Raw genomic sequence first — 15,214 nt, 5'->3', positions numbered from 1 at the left:
ATCAGATCGCTCCCCTATTCCAAGCGCCAAGCTCCTGCGACTCCCTTTTTAAAGCAGCAAACGCCCCCTCAAAATCCTCGATCAAATCCTCCGCCCTCTCTAAGCCGACAGACAACCTCAGGAGCCCATCGTGAATTCCCCGCTTCTCCCGCTCCTCCACCGGCATGGCCCCATGGGACATTTTCGAAGGATAAGACAAAATGGACTCCACCGCCCCCAAACTCACAGCAAACACCGGAATTCGCAACTCCTCCACAAACGTTTTTACCGCCCGAGCATCCTTTAAGGAAAAGGAGAGCACAGCCCCCGGCCCCTCCGCCTGCTCCTCATGAAGACGTCTTCCCGGATGACTTTTGAGCCCTGGAAAAAATACATCGGTCACCTCTGGTACGGTGGTTAAGTAGGCTGCGATTTGCCGCGCCGACTCCTGGGATTGCCGCAGACGAACGTGGAGAGTCTTGAGGCCACGAAGAACTAACCAACAATCCTGAACACCTAGAACCGCTCCGAATGTATTTTGCAAAAAGCCAATCTTATCCGCTAGTTCAGGGTCCTTCACAACAGCCAAGCCCGCAACCACATCACTATGGCCTGAGAGAAACTTCGTTGCACTGTGCAGGACCACGTCCGCTCCCAATTCTAACGGGCGGTGCAAGGCTGGAGTTAAGAATGTATTATCCACAAAGGTTAAACAGTTGTGCTGTTTAGCTAATTGACAAATTCCTTTTATATCTGAAATTTTAAGAAGTGGATTGGACGGTGTTTCCACATAAATGACCCTCGTGTTTGGTTGGAGATTCGACTCGATTTTTCCCAAGTCCGTCGTATCCACAAAGCTGTACTCCACCCCAAAACGGGAGAGAACTTCCGTAATCATCCGGTACGTTCCACCGTACACATCCTCTGAAATGAGAACGTGGTCACCTTTGGAAAGGAGTAAAAAAGCGGTAGAAATGGCAGCCATCCCTGAGGAAAAGGCAAACCCCTTTACTCCCCCTTCCAAATGAGCAATGGTTTCTTCAAGGGCCTCCCGCGTCGGGTTCCCCGAACGGGAATAATCATATTTCCCAAAGCTCTCGAAATCCCCTTGGTGAAAGGTGGAGGAATGTTGTATCGGAACACTTACCGCTCCTGTCCACGGGTCCACCGAATGTTGATTATGAATGAGTTTCGTTTCAAAGCTAAAATTCTCCCTAACCATTGGAAAGTCCAACTCCTTCCTCAGATTGAATAGATGACGCCGCCTTTAGGGCTTGCTCCAAATCCCTTATGATATCGTTGTGATCCTCCACCCCGACGGAAAAACGGAGGAGTCGGTTGCAAACACCATTAGCGATTCGAATTTCCTCTGGAATGTCTGCATGGGTCTGTGTTGCCGGAAAGGTAATAAAGCTTTCCACTCCCCCTAAACTCTCGGCAAAAGTGATGAGCTTAAGGTTTTGGAGGAATGGGTTGATGACGGATTCTCGTTTTACTCGGAAGGAAATCATTCCCCCGCGCCCCGGATAAAGAACGTCTTCCACATAAGGACTTTGTTCTAAATGTTGCTGGATCGCTTTTGCATTTTCCTCATGTTTTTTCATCCTGAGGGAGAGGGTTTTCATCCCACGGATCAGGAGCCAGGAGTCAAATGGAGACAACACAGCTCCAATTCCGTTATGCAGCATTGCTAATTTTTCACATAAAGCCTCCCCCTTCGCAACAATGAGTCCCGCCAGCACATCATTATGTCCACCTAAATATTTGGTGGCGCTGTGAATGACGATATGAGCCCCATGGCGAATAGGCTGCTGGAGAATCGGTGTATAGAAAGTGTTATCAACGATCAGGATTAGGTCGTTTTCCCTGACAATTTGCCCGTATGTAGTAAGGTCTGCCTCCTGCATTAATGGATTTGTCGGTGTTTCAATAAATAATGCCTTTGTATTTTCGTTAATGAGTTGTTCAAATTGGTCCGGCCGGCGGATGTCCGCATAGTGAAAGACGAGTCCGTAATGTTGAAGGATTTGCTGGAAAAGTCGATAGGACCCACCATACAGGTCATGGGAAACAATAATTTCATCCCCCTGTTTAAACAGCCCAAAGATCGTTTGTATCGCCGCCATTCCTGAGCTCGTGGCAAAACCTTGGTCCCCAAGCTCTAATTGTGTGATAGCCTCCTCTACAATTTGGCGCGTAGGATTCCCCGTTCTCGTATAATCATAACCGGTGGACTGCCCGATTCCTTGATGGCGATAGGCTGATGATAAGTATATTGGAGCACTTACCGTCCCAGTTGTTTTCTCACTTCGATTTCCCATTTGAACTAATTGCGTTTCGATACTGTTGGTGGAGTGATGCGGTGCTGTAGTTGCATGTTGGTTTTCATTCGTACATCGTGCCGGTACATCTTCTTTGGATTCTTTCATTTTCTTAAACCTCCCTGGCATAAAGCCTCTTTTGTTTCATTTGGAAAAACTCAATTGTCGGAGGTCTTACCTTAGTTATTTGGCAAAATAAAACGTCGACCTCCACAAAGAGGTCGACGATAAACTAACAGAAATGTCTTAAGCTAGATTTCCCGTCGGACCTCTTATCTTTCAGAACGTGTTTAGTTCCGTTCTGCTGGAATTGGCACCTGTTGAATGTATGCTTTATACATCCAATGGTTGCCGAGGTGTCATAGGGCCAGATCCCTCAACCTCTCTGAATAAGAGTCCTTCAATATTTAATTAAGTTCCATTATATGGATTAATTGGATAGGAGTCAATTGTTTTTTCTAAATTATTCTAATTTTTATTTAAATTTGTTTTTCCTCTTTCGGAGACTCATGTTTGCAGCTGATTTTTTTCTTGGATTTAAAAACGCGAGTTCTTTTAGTTACCTCGCTTTCGCGTTTCATAAACCCCTTTTGAAACGCGAGTTCTTTCCGTTTCCTCGCTTTCGCGTTTCTTTAACCTTTCTATGAACGTGTTTGGCTCTTCTTCTGCTTCAATTTCGTTCCTTAAGCATTTCTAAGAACACTTCATAGTTACCTTTTCCCCGGCTTCCCCTTGATTTCGGGCTTCATATCCCCCGTCTCTAAAAAGAAATTCGCGTTTCATGGGTTTTTCATGAAACGCGAACGACTAATCATAAACAGAAATCCAGCTACAACAGCAACTCCCTAAGCCATATTAAACCGTCTTCTGCGCTTCTTCCTCTTGGAACAATGCAGTGGATAGGTATCTTTCCCCTGTGTCTGGAAGGATAACAACAATTGTTTTCCCTTTATTTTCAGGCCTTTCCGCAATAAGTTTTGCCGCGTGTAAAGCAGCTCCAGAGGAAATCCCCACTAACAGTCCTTCCTCCTTCGCCACAACTCGAGATGCTTTAAAAGAGTCTTCGTTAGCAACTGTTACTACCTCATCGAACACTTCTGTGTTCAATATATCTGGTACGAATCCTGGTCCGATACCTTGGATTTTGTGTGGTCCTGGAGTTCCACCGCTTAAAACAGGGGAATCCGTCGGCTCGATGGCAATAGCTTTGAACTCAGGGTTGCGCTCACGTAGTACCTCTGTTACACCGGTTATCGTACCACCAGTTCCAATTCCGCTGATCAAAATATCCACATTTCCTGATGTATCTTCCCAAATTTCCTCCGCAGTCGTTAAGCGGTGTACTTCCGGGTTGGCAGGGTTAGAGAACTGCTGCGGCATGAAGGCGTTTGGCGTTTCCTTCACTAGTTCGTTCGCCTTGGCAATTGCCCCTTTCATCCCCTTCGGACCTTCTGTTAATACAATCTTCGCCCCAAGTGCCTTAAGCAAATTACGGCGCTCAATACTCATTGTTTCTGGCATAACTAACGTTAAGTCATAGCCCTTCGCAGCAGCAACGAATGCCAACGCAATCCCAGTGTTTCCACTTGTGGGCTCAATGATTACAGAGTCTTCATTCAACAATCCTGCTTCTTCTGCAGCGGTGATCATCGCGTTCCCAATACGGTCTTTAACACTTCCAAGCGGGTTGAAGTACTCTAATTTTCCTAAAACTTCAGCACCTGTTGCGTCACTAATCCCATTCAAACGTAAAAGGGGTGTTCTCCCAATTAACTCTGTTAAGTTTTTTGCAATTTTTGGTCTCTCTAATGGATTGCTCATGTCATAATTCCTCCTAAATATTAATTATAGATTTTTAAACAAGGCTCTGTTAAAGAACAGTGTTGATTTATAAACAGCATTGATTGAAGCGGAAGGCGCGAGACTCCTGCGGGAGAAGCAACAGCTGAAGACCCCGCAGGAACGAGGAGGCTGAAGCGTTGCCCGTGGAAAGCGAGCGCCTGAAGCGAAAATCAACATCAAAGTTTAACAGAGCTTTAGAAAAAAGCTTATGTAACAGCTTCCACACAACTTCATAATAATCCTTTTAATTCCGTGTAAATTTATCAACAATCTCAGTTATAAGATTATCTCCGGCTTCAATCTTTTCCTGCCTAAACTTTTCGACAATCCCTTTATGATTTACTACTGCCTTCAGAATCTCTCTCCTAACTTCCGAATCCTCTACTTCCTTTAAAACCTTTTCCCGTAAAACCCCTAGGCGCTGCAGAAAAACACCATATTCTTCTCCATACGCTTCCGATAGCTCCTCCACTATTTTTTTCCCCAAGAGGGGGCTTAATCCAGAAGTGGTGACGGCTATTTGTAAGGGTCCCTGCTCCATGACAGCTGGAAAGTGGAAGGTGCTAGCAGCTTGATTGTCCACAATATTGATCAAGGGAACCACTTCTTTGCATTGCTGAAAAACCCGTTCATTGACGGACCTCGAGTTGGTGGCGGCTACAACGAGAAACGGGGGCTTCTGAAGAAACCATTCCGCAAACTTCTCTTCCTCGTAGCTCCCTTCTACATAGTCGAATTCACCCTTCTCCAGACGCAAACGTAAGCCGGGAGTGAGTTCTGGACTTAACACCGTTACTGCGGCACCGCCATGAAGCAAAATCCCTGTTCTTCTTTCTGCAACGGCACCACCGCCAACGACGACACAGGGGCGCCCCTGTAAATGAACAGCTAATGGTGTTTTCAACGGTGATCCACTCCCTCTAATCTCAATAAAGCGCTGCGAACCCTTTCTTCAACCCACTTCGTAACGAACGGATGGGGTAGAAAGGTCCGCCCCGACCACTGAAAATCTATTCCTGCTAATTTCTGCGGAATAACCTTTTTTGTAAAATAGCCTTCGCTTAAAAAAACAGGGACTACCAGCAGTTTTTTATGGGCAGAGACAATAAGCTGAGCCTGTTCAGCAACTGTGTCAGGATGAAGGGTTCCGTAAATGACATCGTGAAAAGGAAATCTACTTTTTACGGCATGGGTCATTTGTTTTAAGGTGAACTCCCACAAATGATGAAAACCAGGCTTTTCGCTCCCGTGGGCCACGAGCATGACCACCTCTTTCGCTGGCTCCTCTGATAACTCCTTGACCCGTTCCAACAATATCTCGATCATCAACGGATGATCATCCATGGCATCGCACCAAATAATCTCCGCTGCCGGATGGATTTTTTCCAAAGAAGTTTCTATCCGGCAATGGGAGGTCACCCCGAGGGAGTATTTAATTTCTTCTAAATGCGTACTTCCGGAACAAATGAACAGGGGGACGGCGATGATTACAGTCGCCCCTTGCCTTTCCAAAGAACGAACCGCCTCGGGGATGCTTTTCCCTTCCACTAGCTCCAAATAACCGATGGAGATCGGCACCTCTAAGGCCAATTGTTCCACCGCTTCCTCAATTTCCTTTACCCATCTAGTATCCCGCGATCCGTGGGCGATCACAAGAACACCAACTGAAGCTTCTACTTTCATACGAAAAACTCCCTTAACTAGTCATTGCTTCCTTTAATAAAATTTCCTGGTTACCCTCTTCTTCAAACCAAGCTAGCTTTTCCCTTAAGGAAACAACCTCCCCAACCACAATTATAGCGGGAGATTGAAAGTTACGGGCCTCCACAAGTTCAACAATATTGTGAAGTTTCCCCACTAGCGTTTCTTGATGATCATACGTACCCCAGCGAACCAAGGCGACCGGCGTGTTCTGGTCCCTTCCATGAAGCAGCAGGTTTTCCCGAATATAAGGAAGATTCTTTACCCCCATGTAAAAAACTAAAGTGTCAACGGCCTTAGCGAGCCCTTCCCAACGGATTTCATCTCCTTTTGGATCATGATCCTTTCGTTTTTGCCCAGTCACAACAGCAAAGGATGAACTGAATTCTCGATGTGTGAGGGGAATACCGGCATAGGTGGGAGCAGCGATACCCGACGTTATTCCAGGAACAATTTCATAGGATATTCCGTGCTCCAAACAGAAGGACGCTTCCTCTCCAACTCGCCCGAAAACGGTTGGATCTCCCCCCTTTAATCTCACCACTGCCTTGCCTTCCAATGCATGCTCCACAATAATTTCATTGATCTCCTCTTGAGAGATAGAAGGATAGTTGGGAGTTTTACCGCAATAAATCCGATGTGCCTCTTTTTTACCATAGTTTAATAGTTCTAAATTGACGAGCCGGTCGTAAATAATCACATCGGCCTGCGCCAATAATTCGGCGCCCTTAACGGTGATTAGTTTAGGGTCCCCCGGTCCTGCCCCAACGAAATAAACTTTCCCTGCACGCCCCTTCACAATACCAGCTCCTTTTCGACACAGTGGCGCCATTTTTCCAAATGGTCCGCTCCCTTTTGCTGCTCCAATTGAGTGTTGGCCCCTTCGATTCCTTCATCAATCGTTTCGGTCACCCCAAATAGGTAATAGCGAATCCCCGCATTTAGTAACACCTGATCCCGGTAATACTGAATCGCCTCCGTATTGTCCCCCTCTAAAATGGAACGAATGAGCCGAGCCTGCTCTGCTGCCGTAAGATTTTCCTTTTCTTCCTCCCGTTTATGGCAAAAACCGTATTCCTTCGGATCCACCTGGAAGGAACGAGTTTTCTCATCTTTCACTTCGTAAAAAATACTTTTTCGATAGACAGGGAGATCCTCCGTCCCTTCCACCCCTTGCACAATATAGCCTTCTTGAAAACCTTGCTGTTCTATTAAACTGGCATTTAAATCTACCACCGTTTTATGAAAAATACCTGTCATTCCTCTAGTGGATCCTGTTAAATTCAACAGCTTCTCCACCGTATTGATAAAGCTCCTTACTCCAATCTCTTCCCTTACAGAGCGAATAGCTGCTAATGGAGGAACGAATTTTTCCGTCCAGCCAAAGCCAATGTTTACTTGTTCAATACTTCGCCCCACCTGCTCAGAGCTTAGGTCCGTCTCTATGCCCAATTGAGTCACGATGTCCTTTAAGGAAACACCGTTTCTCGGAGGAAGGGAATCACTGCTGTGAAAATAAACAGGGAGTCCATTTGCTGCTAACAAAATGGAAACGGGTATCGTTGCGGCAAAGGTATTCCGCCCCGTGTAAGCTCCTGCAAAATCGATACAGCGCTCCCTTATTCCTTCCTTTAAGGGAATGGTTTCAGATGCATCCCGAAAGCTTTTCGTAAAAGCGAGAACTTCGTTTACGGACTCGGTTTTTAACCGTTGGGCAACTAAAAATGCCGCCACCTGTGCCTCTGTTGCTTCCCCTGCTGCTATTGTCTTTGCTGCCTCCAGCGCCTGTTCATAGGTTAAATCCCTCGAATTTTTCTTGCCCCGGGCCACTATCTTAATCCATTCCTTCACTCTAATCCCTTCCTTCCGTACCTTCTATAACAAATCCGCCTCCTGAGGTAAGCTTCTTTTTCTCCAGGAGCGTTAATTCTTCAATAACTGGTTTTTTCAAATAATTGGACTCTATCTCTATCTCCGCCCGATCAAAGGCCGCATCGTCGTCCTTCGCAGCAACAATCACAGTCACTTTCTTTGTTTCATTAATAATTCCTTCAAAACGATAGATTTGCATGTGAGCTCTTATCCTCTTCTCTAAGTTGTTATGTGCTTACGATTTCTTCCTCTACTTCCTGAATGGCAGCGTCTAAATATTGCTGCAGTTCTTCTATCCCTGCCCTTTGGAAAAACTGTTGGAAGCTCTCTCCAGCTATTTTTTCTTCCTTTACCCTTTGGAGAAGCCCCACAAGGACTTGCCCCAGTTGGTTTGCTGGAATTTTCCCCTTTAACTTTTCGTTAAATCTAGCATCTTCTGTCAAGGTTCCCCCAACATAAATTTCGAAGGCTTCTACCAGCTGTTTATCCTTCGTCTTCATCTTGATTCCTTGGAGGCCGATATCGGCAATTTGCCGTTGTCCGCAAGAGTTCGGGCAGCCTACCATATGAATACGTACTGGTACATCCAGTTCCACCTCTTCATCCAGAAGATGGGCAATCTTCCGCATCCTTTCCTTCGTCTCTACCAATGCTAGATTGCAATATTCAATCCCAGTACATGATACGGAGTAACCGATAAAGTTTTTCGGCTCGAAGGAAAATTGTTGTAAAATCTCTTCCCCTAAGAAAGCTTCAATAGATTCCTGAGGAAGATTCGGGATAATAATATTTTGGGAGTTGGACGTTCTAACCTCCCCGTTACCATACTTTTTTGACGCTTCCGCAAGGGCGAGAAATTGCTCCGAATGGAGGCGCCCAACGGGAATGTTTAGTCCAACATAGGATAGCCCCTCCTGCTTTTGAGGATGGATCCCGTAAAAATACCCAGCATTCCAATCCTTTAAGACCGTCTTCCCTTTAGAAGGGAGGTCCACATATTCCAGGAGCTTCTCCGTTACCTTTTCAGGCCCCCAATCCGCCACTAAAAACTTCAAACGTGCTCGATGGCGTTTTTCCCGATAACCATAATCTCGATAAATGGTCGTCATGGCAATGGTAACTTCCTTCACCTGCTCTGGAGTTACAAAAACATCTAATTCTTGAGCTAAATATGGTTTTGCAGACAAACCTCCACCGGCTAGTAAATGGAACCCAACTATCTCTTCTCCATCTATCTCTTTTACTGCCGGAACAAAAGATAAGCAGTTGATTTCCGCATTTTGTGCATTGTTTACGTTGGATGAAATGGAAATCTTGTATTTTCTCGGCAAGTTAGAGAACTCTAGGTTTCTTTGAAAATGCCAATACACATCCTGAACAATTTCACTAGTGTCCAGGAGTTCATTCGGGTCAATCCCCGCCAGAGGGTTCCCCACAATCGTTCGCATGATGTCGCCGCACGCCCCCACGGAGGAGAGGCCGACACTCTCCAACCGCTCATAAATGGATGGAATGTTTTCAATGGTTAACCAATGAAATTGGATGGCTTGGCGGGTGGTGATATCCACCACATCCCGGCCGAAATCCTTTGCAATTCCAGAAAGGACCTTCACCTGCTCGTAGGAAAGAATGCCAGATGGGACATTCACCCGCATCATGAAGTAGCCGTCTTCCTTCGGCTTTTGTAAATAAAGCCCTGCCCATTTAAAGTGACTCCAATCCTCCTTTGGAATGGATTCGAAGCCTTCCTTTGCGTACTTCGGGATGTCGTTTAATATATCGAGGCCGTCTTTTTCTAGTTTCCTTTGTTCTTCTTTGCTGAGCTTTTCGTTATCAGCCCAAACTTTTGTATATGTCACGGAATAATACCTCCTGTTTTTTATAATGTTACCCTGAAAATCCAAATCTTGTTGTTCATTCGCTACGGCCCGCTCCCTTTCCGTGGGTGACCTGCCAAGCCTCCTCGCGACTTCGTCGCTGCGGTGTCTCGTCTAGGCCATTCTCCCACAGGAGTCTCGCAGGCCTTCGCTCATTCTAAGCAGACTCAAATTTTCATTGCATGTTGAGAATTGTCATTTCCATGGTGTTCTCCAAAAAAGCAACAATGTTTGCGAAAACAGTCTTATAATTTACCTTTTAAATAATTCCTTGTTCTTTTAGTTGTTGTATTATTTTTTCTACGGATTGTTCAATGGTTTGTGTGTCTGTTTGTACTATTATCTCAGGGTGATCTGGCTCCTCGTATGGGGCGCTGATTCCTGTGAATTCTTTGATAACTCCTGAGCGGGCTTTTTTGTACAGTCCCTTCGGATCCCGTTTTTCACATTCATCTAGAGTACATTTCGTGTACACTTCTATAAATTCCTGCTCCTCCAGAAGATTTCTCACTAATTGTCGATCCTCCCGATAAGGGGAGATAAAGGCTGTTAGTACGATGACGCCGCTATCTACAAAGAGTTTGGCTACCTCACCAATTCGGCGGATATTTTCCGTTCTGGCCTCTGGACTAAATCCCAAATCCTTATTCAAGCCATGGCGGATATTATCCCCGTCCAGTACATATGTCCTCACTTCCAGTTCATGAAGCCTCTTCGCCACCGCATTGGCGAGGGTGGATTTTCCCGATCCAGAGAGGCCTGTGAACCAAACAGTACAGCTTTTATGATTATTTAACTGCTGACGATCGGCCTTTGTCACTGCCGTATCATGCCAAAAAATATTCTTTGCTCCTACTCCGCTCATACGGTCACCTTCATTCCTTTAATGAGTACTTGCACCACTTCATAACGACTGAATTCCGGCGGCGGTACTTGACCGCTTCTCAACATTTCCCTTACCTTCGTCCCCGATAAAATGATGTGATCCTCCTTGTCATGTGGACATGTTTTCGTGGAGGTCATGTTCCCGCACTTACTGCAAAAAAAGCTATGCTCGAAAAACAACGGGGTAATTCCCAATTCCAGCTCCGTAAAATGACGGAAAATAAGTTGGGCATCGTACGTTCCATAATAGTTGCCTACACCAGCATGGTCCCTTCCCACAATGAAGTGCGTGCAGCCATAATTTTTTCTCACTAGTGCATGGAAGATGGCTTCCCTCGGTCCTGCATAGCGCATGGCCGCTGGAAAAACCGCTAGGAATACTCGGTCTAGTGGATAGTAGTTTTCCAGTAGCACTTCATAGCTTTCCATTCTCACATCCGCCGGAATATCATCGGATTTCGTTTCACCCACTAATGGATTTAAGAAAAGACCGTCGACAATTTCTAATGCCGATTTCTGAATGTATTCGTGGGCCCGGTGAACAGGGTTTCTCGTTTGGAAACCTACAACCGTCTTCCAGCCACGCTTTTGAAACTCTTCCCGGGTTTCTGCCGGCGTCAAGTAATAGGATTGAAACTTATCCTTTGGTGGGATTTTCACTAGAGTAATAGGTCCACCTAAATACGTAATTCCCCGAGAAAATAATTTGTTCACCCCTGGGTGCTCCAGGTCCGTCGTCCCGTAAACCTTTTCCGCTTCGACGGTTTTATCTGGGGAGAACTTTTCTGTGAGTTCTAAAATCCCGTAAACGATACCATCGTATGTAAGCTTAATTTTCTCCCCGATTTTTAGTACCTCGGCAATGTCAGGGGATACTGGTAATGTAATGGGAATGCTCCAAACGGTTCCATCGGCTAATCGCATATTCTGCACAACCGATTCATAATCCTCTTTTCCTAAAAAACCTGTTAAGGGACTGTAAGCACCATTTCCTATTAATTCGAGATCGGAAAGCCCCATTTTGTCTAGCTCCACCGTTTGAAAAACTGCGGAATAATTATAATTTACGTTTACTAGCTGCTGTAATTTTCCTCCGTGAGGTTGACTAAGACTCATTTTATCTACTCCTTTTTTTGATAGTTTTTGAAAGTTACCTTTCTATTCGAATTCTTTCTATTTCGGTCGCCATGACAGCTTCATCGTTACCTTTTGCTTCAACTCTTTACCTATTTGGGCTCTATGACGACTCTCATAACCTATGATGTTTGGTTACTTTGTGTGGAGGCCGCATTCTGTTTTTTGCAGGCCGGTCCATCTGCCTGATCGTAAATCCTCTCCTTCGGCAACTGGGAAGGTACACTTGCTGCAGCCGATACTTGGGTAGGATTGGTCGTGCAACACATTGTAAGGAAGCTGGAACAGTTTAATGTACTGCCATACTTCGTCCCACGTCCAATGAATCAATGGACAAATTTTAATCGCTTGAAACTTATGATCCTTATTTACAAACTGCGTGTTGGCCCTTGTTGGGGACTGTTCCCTTCTTAAGCCGGAAACCCATGCTTTTTTTCCAAACAAAGCCTTTTTTAATGGTTGATTCTTTCGGAGCTTACAGCACAAGTCAGGGTCCCGCTCCCACAATTTCTCCCCGTACTCCTCCCTTTGTGCCTCTAAGGAAATTTCCGGTTCGGCAAGGTGAATTTGCAGATCTGGGTATTTTGCCTTTACTTTTTCAATGAGGTCGTACGTTTCTTGAAAGTGAAGATGGGTATCGAGAAAAACAATGTTCGCGTCCCTTTTCACCTTACTGATTAAATCAATGAGAACGATCCCTTCAGCACCGAAGCTGCAGGCGTAGACTAGTTCGTCCCCATAGGTTTCATAGGCCCATTTAATAACTCCGAGGGTATCGGTTTTTCCCAATTTCTCATTGAGTTGGGCGTAATCCTCCTCCGTTAACTGATCATAATAGGGCTTTTTTGAAGCAAATGTCATGGTCTAAATTCCTCCTCCTTGATCGTGAATAGAAGCTTTCTCTTCTTTTATAGATCCATACAGGCTGATGGAGCCGAATGTGGCAACAAACATGCTGATTACAACAACCATAATGTATGGGTTTGGCAACAATAGCACATGAATAAGACTAAAAGACATGACCAGTGAAATGACCGGTGAAACAATCCAAACCTTAATGATCTTCTTAATTACTGTTTTTTGCCATAGTCGGAAGCCGTTCTCCGCTGTACCTATTCCCACAATAGCCGAAGTGGTTGCCTGGGTTAGGGGGACAGGAATTCCAAGAATGGAAGCGACGATCACGAGGGATCCCCCAGTCCCAGATACAGCAATTCCTTGTGTTAGGGATAGTTTCGTAATTTTTTTCCCATTCGTTTCTAGCACCCGTCCTCCTAGCAAAAGGGCACCTAGGGCCACGAATAAGGCCCCGAGCCAAATTCCTAGGCTTTCTTCAAGAATCCCGGCTCCAATGAGGGGACCGACGGCATTGGCTACATTGTTCATTCCCGCAGAGAAGGCTTCCACAAATCCTACAAAGATTAAGATAAGGGCTAATGGCTTTTTCCACTTCCCCTCTCCCTTCAACTCAGGCCATCTCTTCTCCAGGACCTTTATGAGCTTTTGGAGAAAAAATGCCATGATGAAGGCAACAGCAGGAACGAGTATCCAAAAGGAAACAATATACAGAACCTGGTTGATATACAACGCTTGAAAGGCGATCCCCACCCCAACAATGGAACCAATGGTTACCTCACTGGTGGAAAGGGGAATGCCAATAATGTTGGCAATAAATAAGGTGGACGTTGCCGCTATCAAAATGATCAGCACCGTTTCCACGGACAAAACATTTTGCGGAATGATCCCTTGCCCAACGGTTTTTACTACGTTCCCACTTCCAATGACGGCCCCAAGAAATGCCCCCACCCCCACAATGAGAAGGGCCACCCTCTGTCTTACTACGGCTCCTGCTCCGTATGCGGCACCCATCGTGGCAGCAGCACCGCTCGCTCCAATATTCATGGCAAAAAACAAGGCAATCGCAATTGCAAATATCGTTAACACCATTTCCCTCATCCACCTTTTTATGTACTATTCTTATAAAACTACTAATTCCTATCAACTTACTAAGAATTATACAAAATAAAAAATCAAACCTATTAACCTCTCACTAAGAGGCCGACAAGTTTGATTAATGATTGATCGTATGCCGAACCCCTTATCTCTCAGAATGCATTCTGCTGGAATTGGCACCTATTGATAAAAATCAACGGTTGCCGAGACGTCATAGGGCCAGATCCCTCAGCCTCTCTTGATAAGAGTTCATATGATTAAATTTTCCATTTTTGTAAATGTTAATTTACACTTTACAGCCTTAAAATGTAAAAGTCAACTAACTTTTTGAATTTTTTTGATAATTTTATGTGAAAAAATTATGAACCCCTGCCCTATCAAGGAACATTCGTTCTAATATATCACCAGTTCGTATTGATAGGGATATAAGTTTGTCATATAATGAAAATGATGTGCTAGCTCTTTTAAACACTATTAATAAAAAGGTATATCCTTTAAACTTTGATATTGATTATTTGAGAAATATATCAAGCAAACACGATATGGAAATCCAACGAATGAAAGAGAAATTGCAGTAAAAAAATAGGTGTATTAATACAAACCATCAACCCATCAGATTACATTTCTTATTATCCTATCAAACTACTATTCCTTAAACTCATACTCCCTCACTGATAAACTTATTCCAGCGATCACAGCCTTATTTTTTCAACAAAAAGAAAAAGCCTCCAAGAAAACTTGGAGACATTCCGCGGCATTAGCAAGCTTTCGTTCCTTGCTTAACCGCAAATTTATTTATTTCAATGGGGGAGTATACTAGCATTCTCGCCAAGGTCCTTAAATAATATACACGGAAATGAAAGTTTTTTTATATTAGTAGATTTGTTAATAAATATAAAAAAGAGCAGCTTTGCTTAGCTGCCCTGATAACCTAAATGTTTGGTAAACTTAGTTAGCTTCCCTTTGTTCCATATTTACCTCAATATTCGCTGACCTTCTCAGGCGGTCTAATATGAGGTAAACAGAACGAATTTCTTCCTTCAACTCTTGATTCTCCTTTAAGAGCGCGTCCTTTTCCCTTTTCATTTTTTCAATATCAGCGATGGAAAGCTCCTTATCAAAGGATTCTAGCACTGCCAATAAGTGTTTTACTTTAATTTCCTCAACCTCTGATACAGACGGTAAGGCTGAAGGTCCAGAAGCAGTTACTGATTTAGCCTGCTGTTTAGAAGTGTCCTTTTTAGACTCTGTCTTAGAAGGAGCAGCTGACTTAACTTCCTTTAACACTGGCTCTGAAGTCTTCTTATTAGCAAATTTACTTTTGCTAACCTTTTCTGCCTTCGCTTGCTTAATTTCCTCTTTATACTCCTGACGCAATGAAGCGTTCCAACGGAAACCACACGCTGCCGTGGTCCTATTTAACTTTTCCGCAGCCTCCTCAAACGCTTTCGTTTGGGTGCTTCCACTTGTTAAGTGCTCCAATACTATTTTCGCTAATAGGTCATCCTGTTCTTCTGTCCACGTATCTTTTCTCTCTTTTGCCATGTAAAAATAGCTCCTCTCAAATTACGTTTGTTAGAATTATAGTCTGATAGAGCCTGTTTTATACATGAATTCTAGAATTTTTCTAGCAAAAAAGAATTATTTTTC

The 15,214-nt window shown here is 44.4% G+C and carries 14 protein-coding genes and 2 riboswitches; all 14 genes read right to left on the bottom strand.

The window, feature by feature from the left end; genetic code table 11:
* Nucleotide 1: 1 nt before the first annotated feature.
* Complete coding sequence (metC, locus tag J2S74_RS19700; RefSeq protein ID WP_307329035.1) at nt 2-1,201, bottom strand: cystathionine beta-lyase; 1,200 nt, start codon at nt 1,199-1,201, stop codon at nt 2-4.
* Nucleotides 1,194-2,300: a methionine biosynthesis PLP-dependent protein gene (locus tag J2S74_RS19695; RefSeq protein WP_370876042.1), complete on the bottom strand. Its 1,107-nt coding sequence runs from the start codon at nt 2,298-2,300 to the stop codon at nt 1,194-1,196. The genes metC and J2S74_RS19695 overlap by 8 nt, the downstream gene beginning before the upstream one ends.
* A gap of 269 nt (nt 2,301-2,569) precedes the next feature.
* Nucleotides 2,570-2,696: riboswitch (SAM riboswitch) on the bottom strand.
* Nucleotides 2,697-3,155: 459 nt separating this feature from the next.
* Nucleotides 3,156-4,121 (bottom strand): cysteine synthase A, encoded by a 966-nt coding sequence (gene cysK / locus J2S74_RS19690; RefSeq protein ID WP_307329029.1) that lies wholly within the window; start codon nt 4,119-4,121, stop codon nt 3,156-3,158.
* A 265-nt stretch (nt 4,122-4,386) separates the two neighbouring features.
* Complete coding sequence (locus J2S74_RS19685) at nt 4,387-5,046, bottom strand: precorrin-2 dehydrogenase/sirohydrochlorin ferrochelatase family protein (protein WP_307329026.1); 660 nt, start codon at nt 5,044-5,046, stop codon at nt 4,387-4,389.
* Complete coding sequence (locus tag J2S74_RS19680) at nt 5,043-5,825, bottom strand: sirohydrochlorin chelatase (protein ID WP_307329022.1); 783 nt, start codon at nt 5,823-5,825, stop codon at nt 5,043-5,045. The genes J2S74_RS19685 and J2S74_RS19680 overlap by 4 nt, the downstream gene beginning before the upstream one ends.
* 13 nt (nt 5,826-5,838) lie before the next feature.
* Nucleotides 5,839-6,642, bottom strand: a complete 804-nt coding sequence (gene cobA / locus J2S74_RS19675; RefSeq protein ID WP_307329019.1) for a uroporphyrinogen-III C-methyltransferase — start codon at nt 6,640-6,642, stop codon at nt 5,839-5,841.
* Nucleotides 6,639-7,694, bottom strand: coding sequence for an anthranilate phosphoribosyltransferase (locus J2S74_RS19670; protein WP_307329018.1), 1,056 nt, complete (start codon nt 7,692-7,694; stop codon nt 6,639-6,641). Before J2S74_RS19670 ends, cobA begins: the two co-directional genes overlap by 4 nt.
* A 1-nt stretch (nt 7,695) precedes the next feature.
* Complete coding sequence (locus J2S74_RS19665; RefSeq protein WP_307329015.1) at nt 7,696-7,914, bottom strand: DUF3906 family protein; 219 nt, start codon at nt 7,912-7,914, stop codon at nt 7,696-7,698.
* 28 nt (nt 7,915-7,942) lie between these two features.
* Nucleotides 7,943-9,574 (bottom strand): nitrite/sulfite reductase, encoded by a 1,632-nt coding sequence (locus J2S74_RS19660; RefSeq protein ID WP_307329013.1) that lies wholly within the window; start codon nt 9,572-9,574, stop codon nt 7,943-7,945.
* 277 nt (nt 9,575-9,851) lie between these two features.
* Nucleotides 9,852-10,457 carry an adenylyl-sulfate kinase gene (gene cysC, locus J2S74_RS19655; RefSeq protein WP_307329010.1) on the bottom strand — a complete coding sequence of 202 codons (606 nt, stop codon included), beginning with the start codon at nt 10,455-10,457 and terminating at the stop codon, nt 9,852-9,854.
* Complete coding sequence (gene sat, locus J2S74_RS19650) at nt 10,454-11,593, bottom strand: sulfate adenylyltransferase (protein ID WP_307329007.1); 1,140 nt, start codon at nt 11,591-11,593, stop codon at nt 10,454-10,456. The genes cysC and sat overlap by 4 nt, the downstream gene beginning before the upstream one ends.
* Nucleotides 11,594-11,746: 153 nt before the next feature.
* Complete coding sequence (locus J2S74_RS19645) at nt 11,747-12,472, bottom strand: phosphoadenylyl-sulfate reductase (RefSeq protein WP_307329004.1); 726 nt, start codon at nt 12,470-12,472, stop codon at nt 11,747-11,749.
* Between the two features lie 3 nt (nt 12,473-12,475).
* A complete protein-coding gene (gene cysP, locus J2S74_RS19640; protein WP_307329001.1) occupies nt 12,476-13,558 on the bottom strand; it encodes a sulfate permease in 1,083 nt (360 codons plus the stop codon).
* 148 nt (nt 13,559-13,706) lie between these two features.
* Nucleotides 13,707-13,812: riboswitch (SAM riboswitch) on the bottom strand.
* Nucleotides 13,813-14,512: 700 nt separating this feature from the next.
* On the bottom strand, nt 14,513-15,109 hold the full coding sequence (locus J2S74_RS19635) for a hypothetical protein (protein WP_307328998.1): 597 nt from the start codon (nt 15,107-15,109) through the stop codon (nt 14,513-14,515).
* Between the last annotated feature and the right edge of the window lie 105 nt (nt 15,110-15,214).

This window comes from Evansella vedderi (assembly GCF_030813435.1).
In the GTDB taxonomy this organism is placed as follows: Bacteria; Bacillota; Bacilli; order Bacillales; family Salisediminibacteriaceae; genus Evansella; species Evansella vedderi.
Note: the sequence above shows the minus strand (reverse complement) of the source record. Positions and strands in the feature narration are given on the sequence as shown.

Bases quoted from the DNA above. Each gene is read 5' to 3' on its own strand.
- sat (WP_307329007.1), bottom strand. From the start codon at position 11,593: ATGAGTCTTAGTCAACCTCACGGAGGAAAATTACAGCAGCTAGTAAAC.
- J2S74_RS19665 (WP_307329015.1), bottom strand. From the start codon at position 7,914: ATGCAAATCTATCGTTTTGAAGGAATTATTAATGAAACAAAGAAAGTG.
- J2S74_RS19695 (WP_370876042.1), bottom strand. From the start codon at position 2,300: ATGGGAAATCGAAGTGAGAAAACAACTGGGACGGTAAGTGCTCCAATA.
- metC (WP_307329035.1), bottom strand. From the start codon at position 1,201: ATGGTTAGGGAGAATTTTAGCTTTGAAACGAAACTCATTCATAATCAA.
- J2S74_RS19645 (WP_307329004.1), bottom strand. From the start codon at position 12,472: ATGACATTTGCTTCAAAAAAGCCCTATTATGATCAGTTAACGGAGGAG.
- J2S74_RS19680 (WP_307329022.1), bottom strand. From the start codon at position 5,825: ATGAAAGTAGAAGCTTCAGTTGGTGTTCTTGTGATCGCCCACGGATCG.
- J2S74_RS19635 (WP_307328998.1), bottom strand. From the start codon at position 15,109: ATGGCAAAAGAGAGAAAAGATACGTGGACAGAAGAACAGGATGACCTA.
- cysP (WP_307329001.1), bottom strand. From the start codon at position 13,558: ATGGTGTTAACGATATTTGCAATTGCGATTGCCTTGTTTTTTGCCATG.
- cysC (WP_307329010.1), bottom strand. From the start codon at position 10,457: ATGAGCGGAGTAGGAGCAAAGAATATTTTTTGGCATGATACGGCAGTG.
- cysK (WP_307329029.1), bottom strand. From the start codon at position 4,121: ATGAGCAATCCATTAGAGAGACCAAAAATTGCAAAAAACTTAACAGAG.